Genomic DNA, 25,420 nt, shown 5'->3' with positions numbered 1-25,420 from the left:
GGGGACCAGTGATCGTGAACCGTGGGCTCGGCCTGGTGGCGGCGGTGGCCACGGTGCTCGCCGCCGCACCGCTGTCGGCGATCTTCCAACGCTGGACGTGGCTGGTGCAGTCGGCCATCGCGGTGGCGGTGGTCGCCGGGGTCGCCGCGCTGCTGCGGCTGGTCCGGGTTCCGCTGTGGGGTCAGGTGCTCGGCATGTTCGCCGGGCTGCTGATCGCCCTGACCTGGATGTTCCCCAGCGGCAGCGAGCTGGCCGCCGTGCTGCCCACGCCGGGCACCATCGCCCACTTCGGTGAGCTGCTCGGCGGTTCGGTCCAGGACATGCGGTCGTACGGGGTGAAGGTGCCCGACACCGACCCGCTGCTGTTCATCACCGTGCTCGGGGTGGGCGGGGTGGCCGTGGTGGTCGACCTGCTCGCCGTGGGCCTGCGCCGGCCCGCCCTGGCCGGTCTGCCGATGCTCGCCATCTACTCGGTGCCGGTCGCGGTCTACGTCGAGAGCGTCCCCCCGGTGCCCTTCGTGATCGGCGCGGCCGGCTACCTCTGGCTGCTGGTCAGCGACAACATCGACCGGGTGCGCCGGTTCGGCCGACGGTTCACCGGGGACGGCCGGGACGTCGACGTCTGGGAGGCCTCCCCGCTGGCCAGTGCCGGCCGGCGGCTGGCCGTGGTCGGGGTGGTGGTCGCGGTGCTCGCGCCACTGGCGGTGCCCGGGATGACCGGCGGTCTGCTGGACAGCCTCCAGTCGGGCAACGGCAACGGCAACGGGCGGGCGGGGGTCGGGGGCAGCCCCGGCCGGGTGGACCTGTTCGCCGCGCTCAGCGGCCAGCTCAACCACTCCGAGGTGGCCGACCTGGTCAAGGTCACCACCACCGAGACCAATCCGTTCTACCTGCGGTTCGGGGTCGCCGACGAGCTGCGGCCGAACGGCTTCCACGTGCGCAATCCGTCCGGGCGGGTGGTCACCCGCGACCTGCCCGATCCCACCGACGGCGCGACCGGGGTACGGCAGGAGCGGTACCGGGCCACCGTCGAGGTCACCCGCGATCTGAACATGCCGCTGATGCCGGTCTACGCCGAGCCGGTCCGCACCGACGGCCTGAACGGCAACTGGCAGTACGACCCGAAACTCCAGATCGTCTTCTCCAACCGGGAGAACTCCCGAGGCAAGCGGTACGAGTTCGACTACGTCCGCTCCCTCTACACCCCCGAGTTGCTGCGCCGGGCCCCGTCGTTGTCCGCGGCGGACCAGGTGGTCCAGCAGTTCACCGGCAGGCCGCCGGCGCCCGAGGTGGACGCGCTGGTCGCAGAGCTGATCGACGGGCGCGACACGGACTACGACCGGGTCCGGGCGATCTACGACCACTTCTCCGCCCGCAACGGGTTCCGCTACTCGCTGAGCACCGAGGGGGGCACCAGCGGTCGGGACATCGTCGACTTCCTGAACAACAAGGCCGGTTACTGCCAGCAGTACGCCGCCGCGATGGCCTGGCTGGTCCGGGCGGCCGGCATCCCGGCCCGGGTGGCGTTCGGGTTCACCAACGGCACCAGCAAGGACGGGAACACCTACGTCCTGACCAACCGGAACCTGCACGCCTGGACCGAGGTCTACTTCGGCGAGAACATCGGCTGGGTGCCGTTCGACGCCACCCCGGCGTACGGCGTACCGGGCAACACCCGCTCGGACTGGGCGCCGGACAACGACGCGCCCGACCCGGTCACCCCGTCGGCCGGCAGCCCGGCCGCACCGGGCGAGACCGACCCGTCGGCCGGACCGTCCGGGCCGGACGAGGCCAACCGGAACGTCGACGAGGGGGAGGTCCCGACCACGGGCGCCGCGACGGAGCAGGCGCCGGTCTGGCCGTGGTGGCTGGCCGCCGGGCTGACGCTGCTGGTGCTGCTCGCCGTGCCGGCCTTGCGGCGGATGGCGCTGCGCCGTCGTCGCGGGGCCGCACCGACCGTCGCGTCGGTGGCCCCGGCGGTCGACGCGGCGGGCGGAGCGTCCGGCGCGGCCGGTCCGCTGGTGGTGGTCGAGGCGGACGCCGACACCGCCCGCGCACGGGCGCACGCCGCCTGGGACGAGCTGCTCGACACCCTGGTGGACTTCCGGGTCCGGGTGGACCGGACGGAGACGCCCCGGGCCACCGCCGACCGGTTGGTCCGGGAGTCCCTCACCGAGGACGAACCGGCGGCCACGGCGGTGCGCCTCCTCGGGCGGGCCGAGGAGCGGGCACGCTACGCGCGGGACCCGCTGGTCGGCGGCGAACTGCACCCAGCCCTCGGGGCGGTCCGGCACGCGCTCGGCGCACGGGCTGACCGCCGCACCCGGCTGGTCGCGGCGACGCTGCCGCCGTCGGTGCTGCTGCGCTGGCGCACGGCCGTCACCGACGCCTCGTCCCGGCTGGTCGCGGCGACCGGTCGGACCCGGACCCGGATGCTGCGCTGGAACCCCCGGCGGCTCCTGGCGGGTCGTCCGGCCCGCTGACCCGCGACCGACGCCCGGTCGGCCCGCACCGGTGGCACCCTCACCGGGCGGCCCGGCCGGGCGTTTCCCTGTCACCCCCGGGGGGCCGGGCGGGGACAGCCGTGGTCAGCAGTGGCACCCGGCACGGCGACCGGCGCCGGACGACGGGCACGACGAAGCGACGCGGGGCGGGACTGGTCCCGCCCCGTCAGTCGATGGTCAGCGGTGCCCCTCCGGGCGCTGCCGCCACCGGTCCTCCAGCCGGTCGAGGAGCGACGACCGACGGCCGGTGCGCCCCGCCCGGGGACGCCGCCGACTGGTGGTGCCGCCGACCACGTGCAGGTCGGGCGACTGCGCCCGGCGGTGCGACTGCACCGCGAACGCCGCTGACGCCAGCATCACGACGAAACCCGCCACCGCGAGCGGCGGGGTCTTGATCACCGCGCCGTAGACCACGAGGGCCAGGCCAATGATGATCACGCCGGCAGCGACGAGCAGGCGACGCCGCGTGTGGAAACGCGGGTCGCTGGCGCGCACGGCCGAGGCGAATTTGGGGTCCTCGGCAAGCGACCGCTCGATCTGCTCGAACAGCCGCTGCTCGTGCTCCGAGAGCGGCACGGCACTCCTCCCCGGTCACGTTGGTCGGCCCGTTCGGACCGACAGACCGTGGCAGCCGACCGGCTGCTTACCCGCAAGTCTACGAGGGCCCTCGCGCGTCGGAAAGCGGGACGACCTACGGCTGGGGCGGATTTTCCCGCCGACGCCGATCGCGGCCCTCCAGAAGACTGGCCGGACCTATGACGGACCGCCCGAAACGGGCAGCAGCGGCATCCGCCGCCGCTTCGGCCTCACGCCATCCGTACTCGGGAGCACCCAACGCGAGCTGGCGCGGAGTGGCCTCGGTGGCACTGAGCCCCTCGATCCGTACGCCGACCAACCGGACGAGCTGCCCCGGGTCGAGAGCGGTGTACAACGCCCAGACCGTGTCGAATATCTCCCGGGTGACGTCGGTCGGCACGCCGAGGGTGCGGGAGCGGCTCACCAGGGTGAAGTCGGCCAGCCGGACCTTGAGGGCCACCGTCCGCCCCACCTGGCCGGCCCGGCGCAGCCGGGCACCCGCCTTCTCGGCGAGGGCGAGCAGGGACCGCCGGATCTGCTCGGGGTCGTCGACGTCGGTGTCGAAGGTGGTCTCGGCGCCGATCGACTTCTCCACCTGCTCGGGGCTGACCCCGCGCGGGTCCCGCCCGTGCGCCAGCTCGCGCAGGTGCGCGGCGGCGGCCTCCCCCACCGCCCGGCGCAGCATGCCGGCCGGAGCCTCGGCGAGGTCGCCGATGGTGGCCAGGCCGAGCCGGCGCAGTGCCGTGGCGGAGCGCTCGCCGACCCCCCAGAGCGCGTCCACCGGCAGCGGGTGGAGGAACTCCAGCACCCGGGCGGCGGGGACGACGAGCATCCCGTCCGGCTTGGCCCGGGTGGAGCCCAGTTTGGCGACGAACTTCGTCGGCGCCACCCCGACCGAGCAGGTCAGTTCCTGCTCCTCGGCGACCCGGGCACGGATCAGCCGGGCGATCTCGGCGGGGCGGCCGAAGAGGCGTCGGGCGCCGGCCACGTCGAGGAAGGCCTCGTCCAGCGAGAGCGGCTCGACCAGCGGGGTGACGTCCCGGAAGACCCGCATCACCGCCCGGGAGGCCGCCGAGTAGGCCGGGAAGTCCGGTGGGAGGAAGACCGCGTTCGGGCAGAGGGAGCGGGCGCGCGCGGTGGGCATGGCGCTGCGGACGCCGTACCGCCGGGCGGGGTAGCTGGCGGAACTGACCACTCCGCGCGGGCCGACGCCGCCGACCACCACCGGCCGGCCGCGCAGCTCGGGGCGGCGGCGGACCTCCACCGAGGCGAAGAAGGCGTCCATGTCGACGTGCAGGATCGGGCAGTCGGTGTCGTCGGCGTCCGGGCCGAAACGCGGATCACCGCCGCGCGGCAACGACTGGCTACGCCCCATCCCCGCAGGCTAGCCGGCGGGTACGACAGTCAGCCCCGGACCACCAGCAGGGGGATGCTCATCTCGGTGGCGGTGTCCGCGCCGTGGTAGCCGACCAGCCGCGACTCGATCGGCTGCTCGGAGCGGGTGGCCACGATCGCCCAGTCGTCCCGGCAGACCGCCACCACGTCGCCGATCCGCTGGAGGTGGGACTCCGGCACCGGCCCGAACCAGCCGGTCGCCACCGCCTCGTCGCGGGTCAGCACCCGGGCCGCGTCGCCGAGCACCGCCGACCAGGTGTCCACCACGTCGGCGACCGCGCCGGGTGCGACGTGCAGGTAGCGGACCCTCGGCTCGCCGGCCAGCACCCGCACCCCGGCCAGCAGCCGGGGGTCGGCGTCCAGGTCGACGCGGTGCTCCGCGGGGATGTTCAACTGCCCGTGGTCGGCGGTGACCAGCAGGGCGGCGTCGCCGGGCAGGCCGTCGACCAGGCGGGCCAGCAGCCGGTCGACCTCGGCGGCGGCGATCCGCCACGGCACCGAGTCCACCCCGTACAGGTGGCCCTGCCGGTCCAGGTCGGGGTGGTAGCCGGAGACCAGGGTGGGGCCGTCCCCGGCGGCGAGCGCGGCGAGCATCTCGGTGGCGAGCGCGTCCACGCCGGCCGCGCCCCGGTAGTCGCCGCCCCGGTTCGCGGCCACGGTCAGGCCACTGCCGTCATACTCGGGACGGCTGACCACGGTCACCGTCACCCCGGCGGCGCGGGCCCGTTCGAGCTGGGTGGGGAGCGGCTGCCAACGCCGTGGCTCCGGCTCCCGGCCCCACTCGATGTGGCTGAGCAGCCGGTCGGTCTCCGGCACCCGGACCCGGAAGCCGAGCACCCCGTGCGCGCCCGGTGCCGCCCCGGTGCCCAGACTCACCAGGCTGACCGGGGTGGTCGACGGGAAACCGGCGGTCAGCCGCCGGCCGAGCAGGGCGTAGAACCCGAACAGGGTCGGGGCGTACGGGCGCGCGGTGGGGATCTGGTACCAGCCGAGGCCGTCGACGAGCAGCACGGCCACCCGGCGGATCCCGTCGAGGTCGGCGGTGAGGCGCAGCGGGTCGGGGCTGTCGGGCACGCCGAGCACGGCCAACGCGCTGGGCAGCACGTCGGCGAGGCTGCCGGCGCCGTACCGGGGCGTCACCGGGTCCAGCGGTCCGGACGGGTCCGGACTCTGCGCTCCGGTCATGCCCGGACGTGCCGGTCGGACGGGGCCACCGGTCGGCGGGCGAAGAGGTGCAACTGCGCGGCGAGGTCCCGGTAGGGCGGCTGGGCGGCCAGGGCCCGTTCCAGGTCCAGCAGGGCGGCCGGCTGGCCGTCCGCGACCGCCGCCGGGAGCAGGTCGGCGAGGACGCGTACCCCGTGGATCTCCTCCACCGCGAGCCCGGCGTCGCGCAGCAGCGCGGCGGCGGCGTCGGCGTCGTACCGTCGACGCAGGGTGTCCCGGGGGCCGACGCTGCCGCTGGGGCCGGCGGCGAGGGTCGCCGCGGCCGTGAGGTGGCCGTTCATCGCCCGGCCGAGCACCGCGGCGGCCCGCCCGGCCACCAGCACGCTCGCCGCGCCGCCCGGACGCAGCGCGGCGGCCAGCGACGCCACCACCGGCGACGGGTCGTCCACCACCTCCAGGACGGCGTGGCAGAGCACCAGGTCGACGCTGGCCGGCTCGACCAGGCCGGCGAGCGCGTCACCGTCGCCCTGCACCGCCCGCACCCGAGCGCCGACGCCCGCCTCGGCGGCCCGCCGGGTCAACGCGGCGAGCGCGTCCGGGCTGGCGTCGACCACCGTCACCCGGTGCCCGGCGTGGGCCAGCGGCACGGCGAACCCGCCGGTGCCGCCGCCGACGTCGAGCACGGTCAGCTCCTCGGCACCGCGACGGTCCAGCTCCGCCTGGAGCACCGACCAGATCACGGCGGTACGGGGGGTCAGCGGCGGCCCGGTGAACCGGCCTCGTGTCTGCTCCACCCGGTCGAGCCTAGTGCCGCCGAAGGGCGTGCGCAGGTGCCCCTCCTCGTCGGACGGTGTGTGCCGGGGTCCCCTCCTCGACGGAGAACGCGAGCAGGGGACCCCGGCCACCACCCGGACGGGTGGATCAGCAGGACTCCGGCGCCCCGATCTCGTCGTCGACGACCTGCGCCCGCCGGTCGTTGGCGACCGGGCCGGCGGTGACCGGGTACTCACGCGGTTCAGCGTGGTGGTTGGGCACCCAGCCCGCGCCGAGACGGGTCCGCCGGGCGTTCGCCACAGCCTGGGCTGACTGGCGAATCATCATTGATCCCCCTGTGGTAGACGACAACGTACTGATAGAACATGATCACAAAGAGCAGTCGGGAAGTTCTCCACCGGGTCGGCTCCGAAACGCCCACCAGGTGTGTTCTTGGTCGCCGAGCCGCCCTCGAGCCGCGCGCGTTGCTCGCCGTGGGTCGATGCGTCACGCTCTGCGGGTGCTTCTGTCGATCGTCGCCTTCGGCATCGTGCTGCTCGGCGCCTTCGCGCAGTCGGTGAGCGGCTTCGGGTTCGCGCTGGTGGCCGTGCCCCTGCTGGCCACGGCCATCGACCCGCGTACCGCGGTGGTGGTGGCCGCGTTGACCAACATCGGGCTGACCGTGGTGGCCGCCGCGCGGGACCGCCACCATGTGCGGTGGCGGGTGACCGGCGCGCTGACCGCCGCCGCCCTCCTCGGCGTGCCGGTCGGGCTGCTGGTCCTGGTGACCTTCCCGGAGCGGCTGCTCAGCGCGCTGATCGCGGTCGTCGTGCTGGGCAGCGTCGTCCTGGTCTGGTCGGGCGCGCGGCTGCACACCGGGGCGGTCGGGATCGGCGCGGTCGGCGTCCTGGTCGGGGTGCTCACCGCCGCCACCGGCACGAACGGACCACCGCTGGTCGCCGCCTTCCACTCCCTCGGCTACGACCCGCGCACCTTCCGGGCCACCCTGGCGGCGGTCTTCTCCGGGGCGGGGCTGATCGGGGTGGCCGGTTTCGCGCTGGCCGGCCGGATCGATGCCGGGGTGCTGCGGCTGACCCTGACGACGCTGCCCGCCGTACCGCTGGGCTGGTGGTGGGGGAACCTGGTGTTCGACCGGCTCCCGCCGCTGGTGTTCCGCCGGATCGTCCTGGTCGGGCTGCTCGGCAGCGCGGGCGCGGCCCTCGCCGCCGTCGCCGCCTGAGCCAGCCCGCTCGGGCAGGTCGCGCCGATGTCGCCTTCGCCGGGTGATGCCGGCGGCACATACTGATCCCTGGGACCGCCGTCGCAGCCGCTATCCACCCACGACGGTGACGCGGTGGGCGCCGTACCCCTCGATTCCGCCATCGACTCTCTCCACCAGGACGAGGGGTTCCCCCTCGCGTAGGCGGTACTTCCGGCGTTCCTCGGGATCGGGCATTCGAGCCTGCACTTGATCGCCCTTACCGAGGGTTACGACAACGCGTTCCTGTTCGCCCATGACGAAGGTTCCGCGACTCTGCACGACCACGATCAGGCCCTCGCTCCGCAGCTCTTGAAGCGCGCGACGGACCGTGAGCCGACTGAGTCCGTACTCCTGAGTCAGGCCGAGTTCGGAAGGAACTCGCTGACCAGGTGCAAGTTCGCCAGAGCGGATGGCCTGACGCAGCCGGTCAGCGAGTTGCTTCCACGTAGCGACGTCGGGGTCGAAGTCGCGGTCACTGGACACAACCGCACGCTAGGTGAGCACATCCTGTCGTAGTGTTGTGTTGACGTCAATACAGCACGTAGAGTGACGGAAGCTTGCCAGGCGTCTCAAGGAAGGGTCCAACATGCCCAGGCGCGTCACTTTCGAGGAGTACGTCGTAGCGGCCGCCCTTACCTTCGCGCGTCGGCACCGGCCGGTGTGGTCGTGGACGCGGTGGCGGCGCATGTGCCGGTGCGGAGCCGACCTGCCTTGCCGGGTCCGGCACCGCATCCCGATCAACCGTGGGCACTGGCCGGGTGAGAGCCGGTGACCACCCACGGCCCCGTGCTGCCCACCTGGACCTGCGGCGGGTGTTCGCTCCCGTGGCCCTGCCGCACCCGACGCCGTGAACTCCAGGCCGAGTTCGACCGCGCTCCGGCATCCCTCGCGCTCTACATGGCATCGTGTTTTCTCGCCGCGAGTCAGGACATGGCCTGGGCTCCGGCGGGGACGCTCCACCGGCGGTTCCTCGGTTGGCTTCCGTGACCGTCCTGCGCTCCGGAGACCTGTTGCACGTCTCACAGGCGGCCAGCGTGCAGTTCCACAAGCCGATCATGTTCCGGCTCATCCGGGTGCTCGACTGGCCGACGTTCGACGGGTGGATGTGGCTCGACGGATACCAACTCGACACCAAGGGCGATGCCGTCGCGCGGCGGTCGATCTTCGTGCAGCCGGCGGGGCTACGGAAGGTGGCCGAGGTCGGTTTATCACGGCCCCGTCGAGCACCGGGCACTGGGCTTCGTGCAACAAAGGGCTTCTTTCCCCGTGCTTGATCGAGCCGCACCCGCATCAAGCAGCACGCTTCCGGAGCAAACGGATGGCCGATTGCCCACATCCGGCAGATACGACTAGGGTGCCCACACAAGACAGGACGGAGTATGCGTGGACGCTAATCTTGAAGCCTTCCTTGCCCAGGCGAAGGAACGGGCAACCACCAGCCCGGTTGAGGTATCCGTGCGAGAACTCCTGAGTTATTGGGGAGCGAAACGCCGAGGTTATTGGATCGCTGAGCAGATCCGAGAGTCCTTGGAGGCGGAGGGACTACAGACAAGCCCGCCATTCGTGGATGTCTGGATTGATTCGACAGTCAAGATCACTCCACTTCAGCCTGAAGAACCCTTGACCCCTACCCAGGAGGCGACTCCCACTCAAAAGAACCCCGACACGCAAGCTGAAATTTACTTGAGAGTTGGGAGCCTGAAGTCGGCCAATTCCGGAGTAGTCTCCATCAGCCCTCAGGATGGAATCCCGAAGGCCCAGTCGCTGATGCTCCGCTACGGGTACTCGCAACTGGCAGTGCTTTCAGGCGAGCGTGACCTCAGAGGCGCTGTAAGTTGGGAATCTATCGCGCACGCACAAATCCGTGGAACCAATGCCACACTGCCGGATGTGACCGTGGCCGCTGAAGTCGTACGCGAGGACGATGACCTGCTTGCGCAGATTCCACGGATCGTCGACGCCGGGTTCGTTTTTGTGCAGGCGAAAGACAGACGAATTCGCGGGATCGTGACCACCGCAGACCTCAGCGAAGAGTTTGCCCGCACCGCCAACCCATTCTTCATCATCGGGGAGGTGGAGAGGCGCCTACGCTCCATCATCGACACGTCCTTCACTTCCGAAGAGCTTGCCGCAATGGTGGACCCCGCAGACACCGATCGCGTCGTCAGTGAAGCAGCCCACCTGACGTTTGGCGAGTATCAACGACTCCTCGAGAACCCAGCTCGATGGGCCCGGCTTCAATGGCAATTAGACCGACAAATTTTTATTGAGACCCTGGACGAGGTGCGTAAAATTCGGAACGACATCATGCACTTCAGCCCAGACCCCCTTGACGAAGAGAGCGTTACCAAGCTGAGAAATTTTGCGCAATGGCTAAGAAGGCTTATGGCTCGATAGGTTTTCAGTTTGAGACCCCCTCAGATGGGGCGCCCCTTTGGTCAACCACTAATAACAGTCAGCGGAAGTCGCGGGAGGCCGGGGTGACCGGGGCGTCGAGCGCGTCGAGGCGGTCGGCGGTGAGGCTGGTGACCCCCTCGTACCGGTGCAGGATGCCCCGGACCACCAGGGCGTTGCTCGTCTTCGCCACCCGCCGGTAGCGCTGCCAGAGCCCCGGTGAGCAGGTCACGTTGAGCATGCCGGTCTCGTCCTCCAGGTTCAGGAAGGTCACCCCGCCGGCCGTGGCGGGGCGCTGCCGGTGGGTGACGATGCCGCCGACCCGGATCCGCCGACCCGGTTCGACCTGACCGAGCCGGGCGACCGGCACCGCGCCGAGCGCGTCCAGCCGGTCCCGGAGGAATCGGGCCGGGTGGCTCTCCGGGGAGAGGCCGGTCGCCCAGACGTCGGCGACCAGGCGGTCCACCGCGTCCATCCCGGGCAGGGTGGGCGCGGTCACGCCGGTCACCGTGCCGGGCAGCCGGTCGGGCCGCTCCTGGGCCGCCGCGCCGGCCGCCCAGAGCGCCTCCCGCCGGCTCAGCCCGAAACCGGCGAAGGCGTCCGCGGTGGCCAGGGCCTCCAGGTGGGCGGCGGTGAGACCGACCCGCCGGGCCAGGTCCGGCATGTCCCGGTACGGCCCGTGCGCCGCCCGGTCGGCCTCGATCCGCTCGGCCACCCCGTCGCCGAGGGTACGCACGCTCGACAGGCCCAGCCGGACCGCCGGACCGCCCAGCCCCCAGGCGTGCGGCGGTTCCCCCGGCCCGCTCCCCCACCGGGTCTGCGGAGTGGACTCCAGGGTGGCCTTCGCACCGCTGGCGTTGACGTCCGGGCGGCGTACCTCGACGCCGTGCCGGCGGGCGTCCTCGACCAGGGTCTGCGGCGAGTAGAAGCCCATCGGCTGGGCGTTGAGCAGCGCGGCCAGGAACGGGGCCGGGTGGTAGCGCTTGAGCCACGAGCTGGCGTACACCAGGTAGGCGAAGCTCATCGCGTGGCTCTCCGGGAAGCCGTAGCTGGCGAAGGCGGAGAGCTTCCGGTAGACGTCGTCGGCCAGCTCGCCGGTGATGCCGCGCTCGGCCATCCCGGCGTAGAGCCGCTCGGCGATCCGGGCCATCCGCTCCGCCGAGCGTTTCGCCCCCATCGCCCGGCGCAACTGGTCGGCCCCGGCCGCGTCGAAGCCGGCCAGGTCGATGGCGAGCTGCATCAACTGCTCCTGGAACAGCGGTACGCCGAGGGTCTTCTCCAGCGCGTTGCGCATCAGCGGGTGCGGGTAGGTCACCGGTTCCTGGCCGTTCTTGCGCCGGATGTACGGGTGCACCGAGCCACCCTGGATCGGGCCGGGACGGATCAGCGCCACCTCGACCACCAGGTCGTAGAAGCAGCGCGGCTTCAGCCTCGGCAGGGTGGCCATCTGGGCGCGGCTCTCCACCTGGAACACCCCGACCGAGTCGGCCCGGCAGAGCATGTCGTAGACCTCGGGGTCGTCCAGCGTCATGTCGCCCAGGTCCAGGCTCATCCCGATCATGTCGTACCCGTAGTGCAGGGCGGAGAGCATGCCCAGGCCGAGCAGGTCGAACTTGACCAGGCCGACGGCGGCGCAGTCGTCCTTGTCCCACTGGAGGACGCTGCGGCCGGGCATCCGCCCCCACTCCACCGGGCAGACCTCGATCACCGGCCGGTCGCAGATCACCATGCCGCCGGAGTGGATGCCCAGGTGCCGGGGGAAGGTCTGGAGTTCGTTGGCGTACGCCACCACCTGCTCGGGGATGCCCTCGACGTCGACGGCGGCGACCGACCCCCACCGGTCGATCTGCTTGCTCCAGGCGTCCTGCTGGCCGGGCGAGAACCCGAACGCCTTCGCCACGTCCCGCACCGCCGAGCGGGGCCGGTACGAGATGACGTTGGCGACCTGGGCGGTGTGCTCCCGGCCGTAGCGGGCGTAGACGTGCTGGATGACCTCCTCCCGGCGGTCGGACTCGATGTCCACGTCGATGTCGGGCGGGCCGTCGCGTTCCGGGGCGAGGAAGCGTTCGAAGAGCAGCCGGTGCCGGACGGCGTCCACGTTGGTGATCCGCAGCGCGTAGCAGACCGCCGAGTTGGCCGCCGAGCCCCGCCCCTGGCAGTAGATGTCCTGCTCGCGGCAGAACGTGACGATGTCGTAGACCACCAGGAAGTAGCCGGGGAAGCCGAGACTCTCGATCATGCCCAGCTCGTGGTCGAGCTGGGCGTACGCCTCGGGGTGCGCCGCGCGCGGGCCGTAGCGTTCCCGCGCGCCGTGCTCGGTGAGGTGGCGCAGCCAGCTCATCTCGGTGTGCCCGGCCGGCACCGGGTACGCCGGCAGCTTCGGCGCGACGAGCTGGAGGTCGAAGGCGAGTTCCCGGCCGAACTCGGCGGCCCGCGCCACCGCGCCCGGGTAGGCGGCGAACCGCGCCGCCATCTCGGCGCCGCTGCGCAGGTGCGCGGTGCCGGCGGCGGGCAGCCAGCCGTCGATCTCGTCCAGGCTGCGCCGGGCCCGGACGGCGGCGAGCGCGGTGGCCAGCCGCCGTCGCCCCGGCGTCGCGTAGTGCACGTTGTTGGTGGCGACCGTGGGCAGGCCGGCGGCGGCGGCCAGCTCGGCGAGGGCGTCGTTGCGGTCGGCGTCGACCGGGTGGCCGTGGTCGGTCAGCTCCACCGCGACGGTCTCCGCGCCGAACAGGGCGGTCAGCCGGTCCAGTTCCCGGGCGGCGGCGTCGACCCCGGCGGTGAGCAGGGCCGCCGGCACGTGCCCCTTACGGCAGCCGGTGAGCACCAGCACGTGGTCGCGCAGTTCCTCGGCGATCTCCTCCAGCGTGCCGTAGACCGGGCGGCCCTTCTCCCCGCCGCGCAGCTGGGCGCGGGAGATGGTGGTGGCGAGCCGGGCGTACCCCTCGGGGCCGTGGGCGAGCAGCAGCAGGTGCGCGCCGAGCGGGTCCGGTTCGCCGTTCTGCGGGCCGGGCAGGTCGAGGGAGAGTTCCGCGCCGACGACGGTGGGCAGCCGCAGGGCGCGGGCCGCCTCGGCGAAGCGGACCACCCCGTAGAAGCCGTCGTGGTCGGTGACGGCGAGCGCGGTGAGCCCGAGCCGGGCGGCCTCCTCGGCCAGTTCCTCCGGGTGGCTGGCGCCGTCGAGGAAACTGAAGTTGGTGTGCGCGTGCAGTTCGGCGTAGGGCACCACGCCGTCGGGCGGGTCCTGCGGCAGCGGTGGCCGGTACGGCTGCCGGCTCCGGGTCCAGGCCGGGGCGTCCCCGCCGTCGCCGTCGACGGCGAGGGGATCCACCACGTGCAGGTGCCGTTCCCCGGGGCGGTCGCCGTCGCCGGACCGCCCGGTGAGCACCCGCTCCAGCTCGGACCAGGGCAGCTTCGGATTGTGGAAGCTCACCGGGGCGCCCCGGGTGCGGGGCGGGCAGCCCGGCGGCGCGCTCCGCGCTCGGGCACGGACGGCCCGCGCTCAGTCATAGATCGCCTCCACCAGCCACTGGCCGGCCTCGACCGCCAGCAGGAGGGCGGCGCCGTCGGCCAGGAGGAGCTGGAAACGGGCCGCGCGTCGCGCCTCGGCCGGGGCCCACCACCGTTCGTCGACCGGCCACGGCCCGGCCCAGCCGACGATCTCCACCGGCGGGGCGGAACCGACGGCCACCCGGGCCGGTGCGGCGCTGAGCTGGAGCCGGGCGCTGACCCCGACCGGCTCGCCGGTGGCGTCGTGCACGGTCGCGGCGAGCGGGGTGGGCAGCACCACGGCCGGCGCGGGCGGCGGCAGCCGCCCCGGCCAGGGCGGCAGTTCCGGGCGGGTGGACCGGCCGACCGGGCCCGACCGCCGTCCCGCCCGACCGCCCGGCCGGTCCCCCGGAGCGGTCCCCGCCCACGACCCGCCGGGAAGGTGGTCCGCCGGGAAGGCTGGTCCGGAGCCCGTCGACTCAGCGGAACCGGGACCCGTCGACCGGTCGGCGGCGGGCCAGCCCGGTTCACCGGGACGCGCGGGAAGGCGTTCGTCGCCCCACGGCACCAGACGGACCTGGTCGGCCGGGGAGCGTCCGCCGCCGAGCACCGCGGTCACCACCGACTCCGGGCCGAGCAGGCCCTGCACCCGGCTCAGTGCCCGGTGCGCCCGCTCGCGTTCCTCGCCGGTGGCACCCCACAGGCCGGGCTGCAACCCGACCTGGGCGAGAATCCCGTCCGGAACCAGCCGTAGCCGGATGATCCCGGCGGTCGGCCGCCCCGGACGGCCGGTGCCGCCGGAGAGCCACCCGTCGAGTTGCCAGCGGAGCCGGTCGGCGATGGCCGCGGCGGTGAGCAGGCCGTCGTGCCGCCAGACCCGGTGCAGTTCCTGACCGTGCGCGGTGACCGCCTCGACCCCGAGCCGGGTGCAGGCCAGGCCGTGCGCGGCCAGCCGGTCGTGCAGCCGTTCGGCCAGCGCTCGGGCGGCGAACGCGGCGGCGTCCACCCGGTCGAGCGGCTCGTCGTAGTCGGCGCTGACGGTCAGCTCGGCCGGGGGCACCCGGACGGCGAGCGGTCGGTGGTCCCGCCCGGCGGCGAGGCGGTGGGCCAGCGCCGCGTCGAAGCCGAACCGGGCCAGTACGTCTCCGGCGGGGAGCGCGGCGAAGTCGCCCAACGTCCGGATGCCGAGCCGGCGCAGCAGGTCGGCCAGGGCCGGCCGGCCGAGCGCCTCGACCGGCAGGGCGGTCAGGAACCCCGGTGTGCCGCCGGGCGGCACCACCTGCCCGGTACGGGCGGCCAGTCCGGCGGCGAAGACCCCGTCGGCGATGCCGACCTGGCTCTCCACCGTGCACGTCTGGGCGACGTGTTCGATGATCCGCTCGGCCGCCGCCTCCTCGCCGCCGAGGTACCGGGCCGGTCCCCGGGCGGCCACCGCGCAGGCCCCGGGTCGGACCACCTCCACCCCGGCGACCAGGTCCTCGACGGCGGCGACCACCGGCTCGAACGCGCGGGTGTCCCGCGCCGGGTCGTACTCGACCACGGTCAGCCCGGGACAGCGCCCCTGCGCCTCCCGTCTACGCAGACCGCGCCGGATCCCGTCGGCGCGGGCGCGTTCCGAGCAGGAGACCACCCGGTTGGCGTGCAGGACGACGACCGGCCCGATGGCCGGCACCCCCTCGACGATCTCGGCGGCGATCACCGGCCAGTCCGGGCACCAGAGCAGCATGGTCCGGATGGCCCGGGACGGGTCGGCGGTCGGGGCCGGATCCGTGGCGCGGGTCGGCTCGGGGGCGGTCCGACCGGCCCCGGCCACCGTTCGGGCGGGACAACCGGACGGTGTGGTCACGCCGACCCGACCAGGGTCAACGGGCCCCGTCGGGGCACCGGGGAGGGCGCGGCCGGACGGGAGGTGGTGGACCGGGGGACGACCCGGGTACGGCCGTCGCCGGGAAGCCAGACGGTGATCTCCTTCGGTCGGGCCGCCGCGCCCCGGCCCCGCGCCGAGACGGTCACCTCCCGCCGGCGGAGCCGGCCCCGCCCCGGCCCGATCCCCTCCCAGACGCCCCGGACCACCTGCAACGTGACGTCGGCCCCCGCCCACCGGCCGTACGGGACGAGGACGCTGCCGCGCTGCCGGGCTCGGGCGGCCAGCCGACCGGCGACCGAGGCGGAGACGGCGGCGGGGACCGCGGTGACCACGACGTCGACCCCGTCGATCAGGGCGGCGACGACGGTGGCCCACTCCGGACCGGGATGTGGCACCAGGGCGAGCCGGTCCAGGGCGATACCGGCCTCGGCCGCCGCCACCGCGCCGAAGGTCGGCACCCCGACCACGGCGCACCACGAGCCGGCCCGGGACGCCTCGGCCAGCAGGGCCAGCATCAGGGACGTCCCACCGCTGCGCCGGGGCTGGCCGGTGGCGACCGAGACGGTGCTGCCCCGGCGCAGGCCCCGGTTGGGCAGCAGCCCGGTGAGTTCGGGCAGGACCGGCAGCATCCGCTGGGCGTCCGCCGCATCGGCTGCGCTGGCCGGCCGGACCAGACCGGCCAACGCGGCGGAACCGAGCACCATCCGGCCCGCCATGGACAAGCCCCCCGTCGTGGTCGTACTGGAGTCAGTGGTGGGTATGGGCGCGCGTGGGCCGGCGCCCCGAACAGCGGCAGCGGCTCGTCCGAGGGCTGCGGCCGGGTCAGGCGGCGAGCCCGTCCAGGGCCGGTTGGTGCGTCAGGCCGAGCGCCGTCTCCACCACCATGACGAACTGCTCGGCGGCACGGAGCAGGTCGTCGGCCTCGCGGGCGGTCACCACCCGGGGAATGCCGGCCTCGGCGGCGGCCCGTTTGCCGGCACCGGCGGCGAAGAAGGTGGCCCACTCGCCCAACTCGGGGGCGACCCCGGCGAGCAGGACCCAGGCGCTGGTGATCCGGTTGCGGCGGGCGGGGGCGGGACGGGCGCGGGCGGCCAGCAGAGCCGCCGCCGCGCGCAGCGCCGCCAGGTGGGCGGCGGCGTAGCGCAGGCCGTCGGGGCGGGTCTGCGCGGCCTCGGCCAGCCCGCGACGGGCCACGGCGAGAAGTTGGGCCGGACTGCGGTGCGGCAGCACGTGCGCGGGCACCGTGGGTGCCGGGTGGGACGGCATGACAGTCTCCTCCGCGTCGCCGAGGTGGCCCCACCACCGGCGGAGGCGGATCCGTCCGGCGGCGGGGCCCGGGTCTGGGCTGGTGCGGAGGAAGACGCACCCGGTACGGCCGGCCGGGTGTGGACGCTTCCCCACACCACACCCGGCCGGCTTGACCGGCGGGTTCGCCGCCCGCCGCCCGGGGGTCGTGGGCGGCGGACGGCGATCCTGCCTTGACGGGACCGGGCTCGCGACTGCCCGGTGCCCGGTGCGGTTCGCGTCACCGCACCGTCCCGGGAGCAGCGCCGCGAAACACCCCTCCCGGGCAGTGGGAACCGGCGTCCGACTCAATCGAACACCCGTTCTAACCACTGCTGACAGTACACCCTGCCGCCGGGGAAAACGCAACGTGTGACACGACGCGGCCTCGGGGGATCTCGCCCGTCGGCCCGCCCTCCGACCTCGGTAGCCTCGCAGCGTGCGCACACCCCGTCGTCCCGCCCTCGGCGTCGTCATGGTGCTCTCCTCGGGCGTCCTCTTCGCCGTCAACGGCACCGTCTCGAAGCTGGTGCTCCGCACCGGCATCGACGCGCCCCAGCTCACCCTGCTCCGCGCGGCCGGGGCGTTCACCGTCCTGCTGGCGCTGAGCGTGCTGCTGCGCCCCGGCGTCCGGCGGCTGCGGGTCACCGCCCGGCAGGTCCCGCTGCTGGTCGGGTACGGGCTGACCGGCTTCTTCCTGGTACCGATGCTCTACTTCGTCGCCATCTCCCGGCTGCCGGTCGGCATCGGGCTGCTCTTCGAGTACTCCGCCCCGCTGCTGGTCGCCCTCTGGGCCCGGTTCGGCCAGCGACACCCGGTCCGGCCCCGGCTCTGGGGCGGCCTGGCCCTGAGCCTGGTCGGGCTGGCCTGCGTCGCCGAGGTCTGGGGCGGGTTCACCCTGGACGGTATCGGGGTGCTGGCCGGTCTCGGGGCCGCGTTCTTCCTCGCCATCTACTACGTGCTCGGCGCACGCGGCGTCGAGGGACGGGACACCGTGTCCCTCTGCACCTGGGCCTTCGGCGCGGCTGCCGTGGCCGGCCTGCTCACCCGGGCGGTCACCGGCGTCGGCGACTGGTCCCCCCTGGCCGGCACCAGCCGGGGCGTACCGGTCGTGCTGCTGCTCGGGTACGTGGTGGTGCTCGGTTCGGTGGTGCCGTACCTGCTGGTGGCCGGGGCGATGCGGCACCTCCCGGCGACCAGCGTCGGGATCGTCGGCATGGTCGAACCGGTGATCGCCTCGGCGGTCGCCTGGGTGACCCTCGGCGCGTCGGAGGCGCTCAACACCGCCCAGCTCGGCGGGGGCCTGCTGGTGCTGGTCGGGGTCGCGTTGGCCGAGACGGCGCGGGTCGCCCCGGGCGGGCCGCCCCCACCGGCGGCGGAGAGCGGCCGACCCGGTCCACCGGACGTGGTCGCCGTGGTCACCACCGGCCCGACCGCCCCCGGCCGGCGCACCTGACCCGCACCGGGACCCTCTCCCCCCGGCGGCCCACCGGGGCCAGCGCCGCCACCGGCGGTCCGGCACGCCCCGGGACACCCGGCGGCGTTCCGACCGCCCCGGCACACCCGGCGGCGGCCCGACGGGGGTGTCCGTCCCGGGCGGGCGTGGCCGGCGCGACGGGCCACGGCGGGCCGGGGAGAATGGCCAGCATGCAGCCACACCCCACCGTGCGGGCGGTGCAGGACGCGCGCGACGCCACCACGGCGCACGCCGGGTCCGCCGGGCCCGCCACCGTCCGTGGCACCCCTGCCGGGGTGGCATGAGCCGGCCGAACCCCGTCCCCGAGCTGGTCACCCTGCACGTCTGGCGGGTGGGGCGGACCGACCTGCCCCGGGTACTGCCCCGGATGGCGTTCGGCCCCCGTCGGCTGCGCGCCACCGACGGGGTGCGCTTCGCCAAGCTGCTCGGCACCGGCACGGGCACCGGGTTCGGCCCCGGCGACGTCGACCCGACCCGCTGGGCCGCGCTGACCGTCTGGGCGTCGGCGGAGGCGGCGGCCGGATTCGACGACTCCCCGGTCGGCCGGTCCTGGGCCCGGCTCGCCCGCGCGGCCGTCCGGCTCGACCTCCGGCCGGTGACCAGCCGGGGCGCCTGGTCCGGCCGGCAGCCGTTCGGCGACCCGACCGGCGGTCGGGTGACCGGGCCGGTGCTCGCGCTGACCCGCGCCCGACTGCGCCCCCGACGGGCGGTCACCTTCTGGCGGGCGGTCCCCCCGGTGGCCGCCGCGCTGCGCCACGCGCCCGGCCTGCTCGCCCGGTTCGGCGTCGGGGAGGCACCGCTGGGTTGGCAGGGCACGGTCAGCGTGTGGCGTGATCCGGCCAGCCTGGTCGAGTTCGCGTACCGTCACCCGGAGCACCGGGCCGCGATCACCCGCACCCCCACCGAGGACTGGTACGCGGAGGAACTGTTCGCCCGGTTCGAGGTGCGCGCCGTGACCGGTGACCGGGCGGTGCTGGGCTGGACCGGTGGCGACGACACGGAGACGATGGAGGGCGGACACGCATGAGGTTGGTGCGGTGGACCCCGGACGATCTCGTCCGGCGACTGGACGACGTGGTCGCCGTCTACGGCGAGGCGATGGGGTACCGGCCGGACCTGCTGGAGTCCCGGCGCGGCTACATCGCCACCCACGTCCGGCGGCCGGGCTTCCGCGCGGTGGCCAGCCTCACCACCGAGGGTCACCTGGCCGGCTTCGGGTACGGCTACCTCGGCACCCCGGGACAGTGGTGGCACGACCAGGTCAGCCGGGCCCTGGACCCGCCCCGGCGCGGTCTCTGGCTGACCCGCTGCTTCGAGGTCGTCGAGCTGCACGTCCGGCCCCCGGCGCAGGGGCACGGCCTCGGCGCGGGGCAGCTGCGGGCGCTGCTCTCCATGGCCGAGGGGAACACCACGCTGCTGTCCACCCCGGAGGCAGACGAGGAGCGTTCCCGCGCCTGGCGGCTCTACCGCCGGTTCGGCTTCGTCGACGTGCTGCGGGACTTCCACTTCCCCGGCGACGAACGCGCGTTCGGCGTACTCGGCCGGGCCCTCCCGCTTCCGCCGCCGGTCCCCGCCGCCCCCGCCACCTCCGCCGCCCCCGCCGGCCCCGCCACCTCCGCCGGCCCCGCGAGATCCGCCGGCCCCGCGAGATCCGCCGGTTCCGCGACCTCCGCCGGCCCGGTCGTCTCCGGCCCGACCGGTTCCGGCCCGCGCCCGGCGACCGGCCCCTACCCGTCATGAGCGGCGACCGGCCGGTACCCGTCGTGGCCGGCGACCGGGACGCCGCCCGACCCCGGCCGGGACGGGGTGCCGACGGGGACGCCCGGCCACCCCGGTCGACCTGGGTGCTGCTCGGCGTCCTCGTCCTCGCCCAGATCGGCTACCCGCTGACCGGCGGGGGCACCCGCGCGGCGCTGACCGTGGCCACGGTCGTCCTCGGTTACCTCCTCTCGGTCGGCCACGCGTTGCTCACCCGGGGCCCCCGGACGGCGGCGGCACTGGTCGCGGTCGCCACCGGGGGCGGGTTCGCCATCGAGGCGCTCGGGGTGGCCACCGGCTTCCCGTTCGGCAGCTACGACTACTCCGGCGAACTCGGACCGAAACTCGCCGGAGTGCCCCTGATCATCCCGCTGGCCTGGACCTGGATGGCCTGGCCGGCGTGGCTGGCCGCGGTGCGGCTGGTCCGGCCCGGCGTACGGCGGGTCGCGCTGGCCGCCGTCGGGCTGGCCGCCTGGGACCTCTTCCTCGACCCGCAGATGGTCGCCGAGGGGTACTGGCGCTGGCGGGACGCCACCCCGGCCCTGCCCGGACTGCCCGGCATCCCGGTCAGCAACTACCTCGGCTGGCTGCTGTTCGGGGTGCTGATGATGACGCTGCTGCGGCCACTGGCCGGAGCGACGGTCGACCGGACCGGCCCGGCCGACCACCCGATGTACGCGCTCTACCTCTGGACGTACGCCTCCAGCGTGCTGGCCCACGCGGTCTTCCTCGGGCTGCCCGCCTCGGCGCTCTGGGGCGCGGCCGGCATGGCGGTGGCGGCGGTGCCGCTGGCGGTGACGCTCGCCCGGGGCCACCGGCGGCAGCGCCCACCGGCCGGTCCGGGGCACGGGTCCGACCCGCGGCGGGTGGACGCCAGCGCATGACCGTGCCGGTCGTCGCCGTACTGGTCCTGCTGGCCGGGCTCGCCGCGCTGACCGGGCACACCCTGGTCAACGTCACCCGCTGGCTGCGCCGCCCCGCCGACCGGCCGGGCCGGGTCGGGGAACCGGTGGCGGTGCTGCTCCCGGTGCGCGACGAGGCCGCCCGGGTCACCCCGTGCCTACGGGCCCTGCTCGCCCAGCGGGACGTACCGGAACTGCGGATCGTGGTGCTCGACGACGGTTCCACCGACGGCACCGCCGAGGTGGTCCGCGCCGTGGTCGACGGCGATCCCCGGGTCACCCTGCTGACCGGGGTCACGCCGCCGCCGGGCTGGCTGGGCAAGCCGCACGCCTGCCACCAGCTCGCCCAGCGGGCCGACCCGGCGGCCACCGCGCTGGTCTTCGTCGACGCCGACGTCGTCCTCGCCCCGGGCGCGGTGGCGGCGGCCGTCGCCGAGCTGCGCGCCGCGCGGGTGACGCTGCTGTCGCCGTACCCGAGGATCCTGGTGGCGACGGTGGGCGACCGGCTGGTCCAGCCGCTGTTGCAGTGGCTGTGGCTGACCTTCCTGCCGCTGCGCGCGATGGAGCGTTCCGCCCGGCCGTCGCTGGCGGCGGCCGGCGGGCAGTTCCTGGTGGTGGACCGGGCCGGCTACACCGCCGCCGGTGGGCACGCGGCGGTGCGGGACCGGGTGCTGGAGGACATCGAGCTGGCCCGCGCGGTGAAGCGGGCCGGCGGCCGGATCGCCCTGGCCGACGGTTCCCGGCTGGCCGACTGCCGGATGTACGACACCTGGCCGCAGCTGCGCGACGGCTACACCAAGTCGCTCTGGGCCTCGTTCGGCCACCCGGGGGCGGCGGCGGCCGTGCTGGCCCTGCTCGGTCTGCTCTACGTGGCGCCGCCGCTGCTGCTGGTGGCCGCGCTGCTGGCCGGCGCGCCGACGGTCGCCGCGCTGGCGGGAGCCGGCTACCTGCTCGGCGTCACCGGACGGGTGGTCAGCGCCCGAGCGACCGGTGGCCGGTGGTGGCCCGACGCGCTCGCCCACCCCGTGTCGGTCGTGGTCCTCGGTTGGCTGACCGTTCGGTCGTACCATCTGCGGAAGCGACGCCGCCTCTCCTGGCGCGGTCGTCCGGTCGGCTAGGAGGGCACGACACGTGGCTCGGGTTGTGGTCGTCGGTGCCGGGGTGGGCGGGCTGGCTGCCGCCGCCCGGCTGGCCGCGGCGGGGCATGAGGTCACCGTCTTCGAGCAGGCCGACACCGTCGGCGGGAAGCTCGGCCGGTACACGCACGACACGCCGGCCGGTTCCTTCCACTTCGACACCGGCCCGAGTCTGCTCACCCTCCCCGAGGTCTTCACCGAGCTGTTCGAGGCCACCGGGGCGAAGCTCGACGAGTACCTGGACCTCGTCCCGCTGGACCCGATCGTGCGGCACGTCTTCCCCGGTGGCGGGCCCGGCGCGGCCACCGGCGGCGCAACCACCCTGGACTCCTGCGCCGACCCGGTGGAGTTCACCGAACGGATCGGCGCGGCGTTCGGGGAGCGCTCGGCGGCCGACTGGCGGGGGTTGTGGCGGCGCGCCGCCCGGGTCTGGGAGGCGTCCTGGCGGGACATCCTGCGCCGGCCGGTCGACTCCCCCCGGGACCTGGCGGCGCTGGCCTGGCGGCTGGGCGACCTGGCCGCGATCGCACCCGGCCGGACCCTGCGCGGGCTGGGCCGCCGCCACCTGAGCGACCCCCGGATGCGGATGCTGCTCGACCGGTACGCCACCTACACCGGCGCCGACCCGCGTCGCGCCCCGGCCGCGCTGGTCGCCGTCCCCTACGCCGAGCTGGCCTTCGGCGGCTGGTACCTGCGCGGCGGGCTGGGCACGCTCGCCGACGCGCTGCTGTCGCGCTGCCTGGACCTCGGCGTGGTCGTGCAGACCGGCACCGCGGTCACCCGGATCGACGCGGCCGGCGGGCGGGTGCACGGGGTACGCCTGCACGGGATCGCGGCGCCGGTCCCCGCCGACGTGGTGGTGGCCAACGTCGACGCGCTCACCGTCTACCGCGACCTGCTGCCCAGCCCCGGCCGGCTGGCCGGGCTCGCCGACCGCAGCCTGGCCGGGTTCGTGCTGCTGCTCGGGGTACGCGGACCGACCGGCCTGGCACACCACAACGTCTTCTTCCCCCGCGACTACGACGCCGAGTTCGACGCGGTCTTCGGCGACCCGGGGCGGGGCGCCCGCGCCCGGCCGGCGGTCGACCCGACGGTCTTCGTCACCGTGGCCGACGACGCGAGGGTCCGCCCCGACGACCACGAGGCGTGGTTCGTGCTGGTCAACGCGGCCCGGCACGGCACCGCCGCATCCGCCGTCGACTGGCGTCGCCCGGGGCTCGCCGAGGCGTACGCGGACCGGATCCTGGACGTGCTCGCCGAACGGGGGGTCGACGTGCGGGACCGGCTGCTGTTCCGCGAGATCCGCACCCCGGCCGACCTGGACAGCGCCACCGGGACCCCGGGCGGCGCGATCTACGGCACGGCCGGCGGACTGCTGCGGCCGGCCAACCGCGCCCCGGCGCACGGCGTGCACCTGGTCGGCGGATCCACCCACCCGGGCGGCGGCCTGCCCATGGTGACCCTCTCCGCCCGCATCGTGGCCGACCGGATCGGCCCCGCCTGACCCCACGGTCGGCTCCCCCGCCGGCTGGCGCTCACCGCAGCGCGACCACCCCGACCACCGGTGCCGGTGGGTGGCTCAGCGGACCCGGGCCGGCGTGGGAGCGTCGGCGGCGAGCAGGGCGCGGCGGACGGCGGAGAGCAACTGCCCCAGGCCGAACCCGGCGAGCAGCACCCAGACGGCGGTGGCGAGGGTGATCGTGCCGGCGGCCAGCTCCGGCCGGACCAGCCCGGCCAGACCGGCCACCAGCAGCCCGACCAGCGCGACGCTGACCCGGGTCGGCCGCTCCCCCACCGTCACCGCGCCGATCTCGCGCATCCCGGCGGCGATGGCACGGGCCCGGACGTACTCGTGCAACCAGGAGAGCGCGCCACCGGCCACCACCAGCGCACCCGGCGCCCCGACCAGCCAGAACGCCAGCAGCCAGGCGACCTCACCGAGCCGGTCGGCCAGCGAGTCGTAGACGTAGCCGAGCCGGGTGGTACGGCCGGTCACCACGGCCACCGCGCCGTCCACGCTGTCGGCCACCGAGGCGAGCAGGACGAACAGCGCGGCGAGCAACGGCCCGTCGGCGGGGCGTACGGCGAGCAGCGGCACGCAGAAGCAGAGCAGCACCCCGGCGACGGTGACCGCCGTCGGAGTGACCCTCAGCCGGCCCAGCAGGAAGCCGACGTGGTACGCGAAACGCAGCCAGCCGCGGACCACCGGGGCGGCCGTCCGGGGATCGAAGCCCCCGTGCAGTCGGGCCCAGGCGGTCGCGTAGTCGTCCCATCTCAGCGGAGTGCCCACCACGGATCAACCGTAGGAGAGCCCGCCGGGTGTCGCGACGGCGGCATCCGATCGTGATCCGCGCCCGGACGCGCCGGGCCTGCCTCCGGCCGCCTCCGACGACCGGTACGGCGACGAGGAGCCGGGGGACGACCCCGTCACACCCGCACGCTGACCTGGAGGTTCCGCCAGACCTCCCGGGTGGCGGTGGAGCGGTTCAGGGTGATGAAGTGGATGCCCGGCACGCCCTCGTCGAGCAACCGTCGGCACATCTCGCTGGCCTGCTCGATGCCGAGTCGGCGGACGGCCTCGGGGTCGTCACCGACCCGCTCGAACCGTTCGGCGAGCGCGCGCGGGAAGGGCGCGCCGGAGAGCTGCTCGGAGCGGGCGATGGTGGCGAGCTGGGTGACCGGCATGACTCCGGGCAGGATCGGGGTGCCGCATCCGGCAGCCGCCACCCGGTCCCGCAGTCGGAGGTACTCGTCGGCGTCGAAGAACATCTGGGTGATCGCGAAGTCGGCCCCCGCCCGGCACTTGCGGACGAACTGCTCGGTGTCGGAGGCGACGTCCGGCGAACGGGGATGCCGGTACGGGAAGGCGGCGACCCCGACGCTGAAGTCACCGGAGTCGCGGATCAACCGCACCAGGTCCTCGGCGTAGTGCACCCCGTCGGGGTGGGGGATCCACTCCCCGGTCGGGTCCCCGGGCGGGTCGCCCCGCACCGCGAGCACGTTGCGCACCCCCACTCCGGCCAGCCGTCCGATCACGTGCCGCAGCTCGGCGACGGAGTGGTTGACGGCGGTCAGGTGCGCCATCGGCAGCAGGGTGGTCTCGGTGGCGATCCGTTCGGTGACCGCCACGGTGGTGTCCCGGGTCGAGCCCCCGGCGCCGTAGGTGATCGAGACGAACGAGGGCCGCAGCGACTCCAGCTCGCGGATCGCCTGCCAGAGCAGGGTCTCACCGGCCGGGGTCTTCGGTGGGAAGAACTCGAACGAGAAGGTCGGCTGGCAGTCGCGGATCAGCTCCCCGATCGACGGCTGCGAGCTGGGGAGGACCGAGGGAAGACCGAGCGCCACTCCCCGACTCTACCGGGCGGGGGCGTTCCCGGCGGCCCGCCGATGGGCGGTCCGCTCGAGGCCCACCGAACTCCCGGTCGAGGACCGTCGGACGGGTGCTGCGGAAAGCGTCGTACCC

21 protein-coding genes and 1 pseudogene are annotated in these 25,420 nt (G+C 74.5%); 10 read left to right on the top strand and 12 right to left on the bottom strand.

The features are described from left to right. Window positions 1-8: 8 nt before the first annotated feature. Entirely contained in the window at window positions 9-2,483 is a 2,475-nt protein-coding gene (locus tag AB0F58_RS11305; protein WP_357141355.1) for a DUF3488 and transglutaminase-like domain-containing protein, read from the top strand. A gap of 198 nt (window positions 2,484-2,681) precedes the next feature. Here the strand turns inward: AB0F58_RS11305 and AB0F58_RS11300 are convergent, their stop codons facing one another. The 5 genes from AB0F58_RS11300 to AB0F58_RS11280 form a co-directional block, all read right to left on the bottom strand. Continuing rightward, entirely contained in the window at window positions 2,682-3,080 is a 399-nt protein-coding gene (locus AB0F58_RS11300; RefSeq protein ID WP_357141352.1) for a DUF3040 domain-containing protein, read from the bottom strand. A 115-nt stretch (window positions 3,081-3,195) separates the two neighbouring features. Beyond that, window positions 3,196-4,455, bottom strand: coding sequence for a DNA polymerase IV (locus tag AB0F58_RS11295; protein ID WP_357141349.1), 1,260 nt, complete (start codon window positions 4,453-4,455; stop codon window positions 3,196-3,198). 29 nt (window positions 4,456-4,484) lie between these two features. After that, window positions 4,485-5,660, bottom strand: a complete 1,176-nt coding sequence (locus AB0F58_RS11290; protein WP_357141346.1) for a nucleotide pyrophosphatase/phosphodiesterase family protein — start codon at window positions 5,658-5,660, stop codon at window positions 4,485-4,487. Next, entirely contained in the window at window positions 5,657-6,433 is a 777-nt protein-coding gene (locus AB0F58_RS11285; protein WP_357141343.1) for a methyltransferase domain-containing protein, read from the bottom strand. The genes AB0F58_RS11290 and AB0F58_RS11285 overlap by 4 nt, the downstream gene beginning before the upstream one ends. Before the next feature lie 127 nt (window positions 6,434-6,560). Further along, window positions 6,561-6,737, bottom strand: coding sequence for a hypothetical protein (locus AB0F58_RS11280; RefSeq protein ID WP_357141341.1), 177 nt, complete (start codon window positions 6,735-6,737; stop codon window positions 6,561-6,563). A gap of 175 nt (window positions 6,738-6,912) precedes the next feature. Here AB0F58_RS11280 and AB0F58_RS11275 point away from each other — a divergent pair, with 175 nt between their 5' ends. Further along, entirely contained in the window at window positions 6,913-7,632 is a 720-nt protein-coding gene (locus tag AB0F58_RS11275) for a sulfite exporter TauE/SafE family protein (protein WP_357141338.1), read from the top strand. Window positions 7,633-7,722: 90 nt separating this feature from the next. Here the strand turns inward: AB0F58_RS11275 and AB0F58_RS11270 are convergent, their stop codons facing one another. Then, complete coding sequence (locus AB0F58_RS11270) at window positions 7,723-8,136, bottom strand: GntR family transcriptional regulator (RefSeq protein WP_357141336.1); 414 nt, start codon at window positions 8,134-8,136, stop codon at window positions 7,723-7,725. Window positions 8,137-8,636: 500 nt separating this feature from the next. Here AB0F58_RS11270 and AB0F58_RS11265 point away from each other — a divergent pair, with 500 nt between their 5' ends. Beyond that, a complete protein-coding gene (locus AB0F58_RS11265; protein ID WP_357141334.1) occupies window positions 8,637-8,927 on the top strand; it encodes a hypothetical protein in 291 nt (96 codons plus the stop codon). Between the two features lie 109 nt (window positions 8,928-9,036). Beyond that, window positions 9,037-10,050: a CBS domain-containing protein gene (locus AB0F58_RS11260; RefSeq protein WP_357141331.1), complete on the top strand. Its 1,014-nt coding sequence runs from the start codon at window positions 9,037-9,039 to the stop codon at window positions 10,048-10,050. Between the two features lie 58 nt (window positions 10,051-10,108). On the opposite strand, the gene AB0F58_RS11255 is transcribed toward AB0F58_RS11260, so the two are convergent. The 4 genes from AB0F58_RS11255 to AB0F58_RS11240 form a co-directional block, all read right to left on the bottom strand. Continuing rightward, window positions 10,109-13,477 (bottom strand): error-prone DNA polymerase, encoded by a 3,369-nt coding sequence (locus tag AB0F58_RS11255; RefSeq protein WP_357141328.1) that lies wholly within the window; start codon window positions 13,475-13,477, stop codon window positions 10,109-10,111. Between the two features lie 69 nt (window positions 13,478-13,546). Then, window positions 13,547-15,259, bottom strand: coding sequence for a DNA polymerase Y family protein (locus tag AB0F58_RS11250; RefSeq protein WP_357141837.1), 1,713 nt, complete (start codon window positions 15,257-15,259; stop codon window positions 13,547-13,549). Between the two features lie 116 nt (window positions 15,260-15,375). Next, window positions 15,376-16,116 carry a hypothetical protein gene (locus AB0F58_RS11245; protein ID WP_357141326.1) on the bottom strand — a complete coding sequence of 247 codons (741 nt, stop codon included), beginning with the start codon at window positions 16,114-16,116 and terminating at the stop codon, window positions 15,376-15,378. Window positions 16,117-16,222: 106 nt separating this feature from the next. Then, window positions 16,223-16,666, bottom strand: a complete 444-nt coding sequence (locus AB0F58_RS11240; RefSeq protein ID WP_357141323.1) for an SAV_6107 family HEPN domain-containing protein — start codon at window positions 16,664-16,666, stop codon at window positions 16,223-16,225. A gap of 457 nt (window positions 16,667-17,123) precedes the next feature. Between AB0F58_RS11240 and AB0F58_RS11235 the strand changes: the two genes are divergently transcribed. From AB0F58_RS11235 to crtI, 6 genes and pseudogenes are all read left to right on the top strand, one after another. After that, a complete protein-coding gene (locus AB0F58_RS11235; protein WP_357141320.1) occupies window positions 17,124-18,140 on the top strand; it encodes an EamA family transporter in 1,017 nt (338 codons plus the stop codon). A gap of 301 nt (window positions 18,141-18,441) precedes the next feature. Further along, a complete protein-coding gene (locus tag AB0F58_RS11230) occupies window positions 18,442-19,188 on the top strand; it encodes a monooxygenase (RefSeq protein WP_357141317.1) in 747 nt (248 codons plus the stop codon). Beyond that, a pseudogene (locus tag AB0F58_RS11225) lies at window positions 19,185-19,742 on the top strand (GNAT family N-acetyltransferase); the annotation flags it as partial. The gene AB0F58_RS11230 and the pseudogene AB0F58_RS11225, both read left to right, overlap by 4 nt. Before the next feature lie 155 nt (window positions 19,743-19,897). Then, window positions 19,898-20,803, top strand: coding sequence for a carotenoid biosynthesis protein (locus AB0F58_RS11220; RefSeq protein ID WP_357141313.1), 906 nt, complete (start codon window positions 19,898-19,900; stop codon window positions 20,801-20,803). Beyond that, entirely contained in the window at window positions 20,800-21,939 is a 1,140-nt protein-coding gene (locus tag AB0F58_RS11215; RefSeq protein WP_357141311.1) for a glycosyltransferase family 2 protein, read from the top strand. Before AB0F58_RS11220 ends, AB0F58_RS11215 begins: the two co-directional genes overlap by 4 nt. A gap of 13 nt (window positions 21,940-21,952) precedes the next feature. Further along, a complete protein-coding gene (gene crtI / locus AB0F58_RS11210) occupies window positions 21,953-23,461 on the top strand; it encodes a phytoene desaturase family protein (protein WP_357141309.1) in 1,509 nt (502 codons plus the stop codon). 75 nt (window positions 23,462-23,536) lie between these two features. Here crtI and AB0F58_RS11205 read toward each other — a convergent pair whose 3' ends face one another. Beyond that, window positions 23,537-24,250, bottom strand: coding sequence for a CDP-alcohol phosphatidyltransferase family protein (locus AB0F58_RS11205; RefSeq protein ID WP_357141306.1), 714 nt, complete (start codon window positions 24,248-24,250; stop codon window positions 23,537-23,539). A 134-nt stretch (window positions 24,251-24,384) separates the two neighbouring features. Beyond that, window positions 24,385-25,302, bottom strand: a complete 918-nt coding sequence (gene metF, locus AB0F58_RS11200) for a methylenetetrahydrofolate reductase [NAD(P)H] (RefSeq protein ID WP_357141304.1) — start codon at window positions 25,300-25,302, stop codon at window positions 24,385-24,387. Between the last annotated feature and the right edge of the window lie 118 nt (window positions 25,303-25,420).

Origin of the sequence: Micromonospora sp. NPDC023956 (genome assembly GCF_040639195.1) — a bacterium.
Lineage (GTDB): Bacteria > Actinomycetota > Actinomycetes > Mycobacteriales > Micromonosporaceae > Micromonospora.
The sequence above is the reverse complement of the archived record's forward strand: the minus strand, read 5'-3'. Positions and strand labels throughout refer to the sequence as shown.

Bases quoted from the DNA above. Each gene is read 5' to 3' on its own strand.
- AB0F58_RS11295 (WP_357141349.1), bottom strand. From the start codon at position 4,455: ATGGGGCGTAGCCAGTCGTTGCCGCGCGGCGGTGATCCGCGTTTCGGC.
- AB0F58_RS11290 (WP_357141346.1), bottom strand. From the start codon at position 5,660: ATGACCGGAGCGCAGAGTCCGGACCCGTCCGGACCGCTGGACCCGGTG.
- AB0F58_RS11280 (WP_357141341.1), bottom strand. From the start codon at position 6,737: ATGATTCGCCAGTCAGCCCAGGCTGTGGCGAACGCCCGGCGGACCCGT.
- AB0F58_RS11250 (WP_357141837.1), bottom strand. From the start codon at position 15,259: ATGCTGCTCTGGTGCCCGGACTGGCCGGTGATCGCCGCCGAGATCGTC.
- AB0F58_RS11245 (WP_357141326.1), bottom strand. From the start codon at position 16,116: ATGGCGGGCCGGATGGTGCTCGGTTCCGCCGCGTTGGCCGGTCTGGTC.
- AB0F58_RS11240 (WP_357141323.1), bottom strand. From the start codon at position 16,666: ATGCCGTCCCACCCGGCACCCACGGTGCCCGCGCACGTGCTGCCGCAC.
- AB0F58_RS11230 (WP_357141317.1), top strand. From the start codon at position 18,442: ATGAGCCGGCCGAACCCCGTCCCCGAGCTGGTCACCCTGCACGTCTGG.
- AB0F58_RS11220 (WP_357141313.1), top strand. From the start codon at position 19,898: ATGAGCGGCGACCGGCCGGTACCCGTCGTGGCCGGCGACCGGGACGCC.
- AB0F58_RS11215 (WP_357141311.1), top strand. From the start codon at position 20,800: ATGACCGTGCCGGTCGTCGCCGTACTGGTCCTGCTGGCCGGGCTCGCC.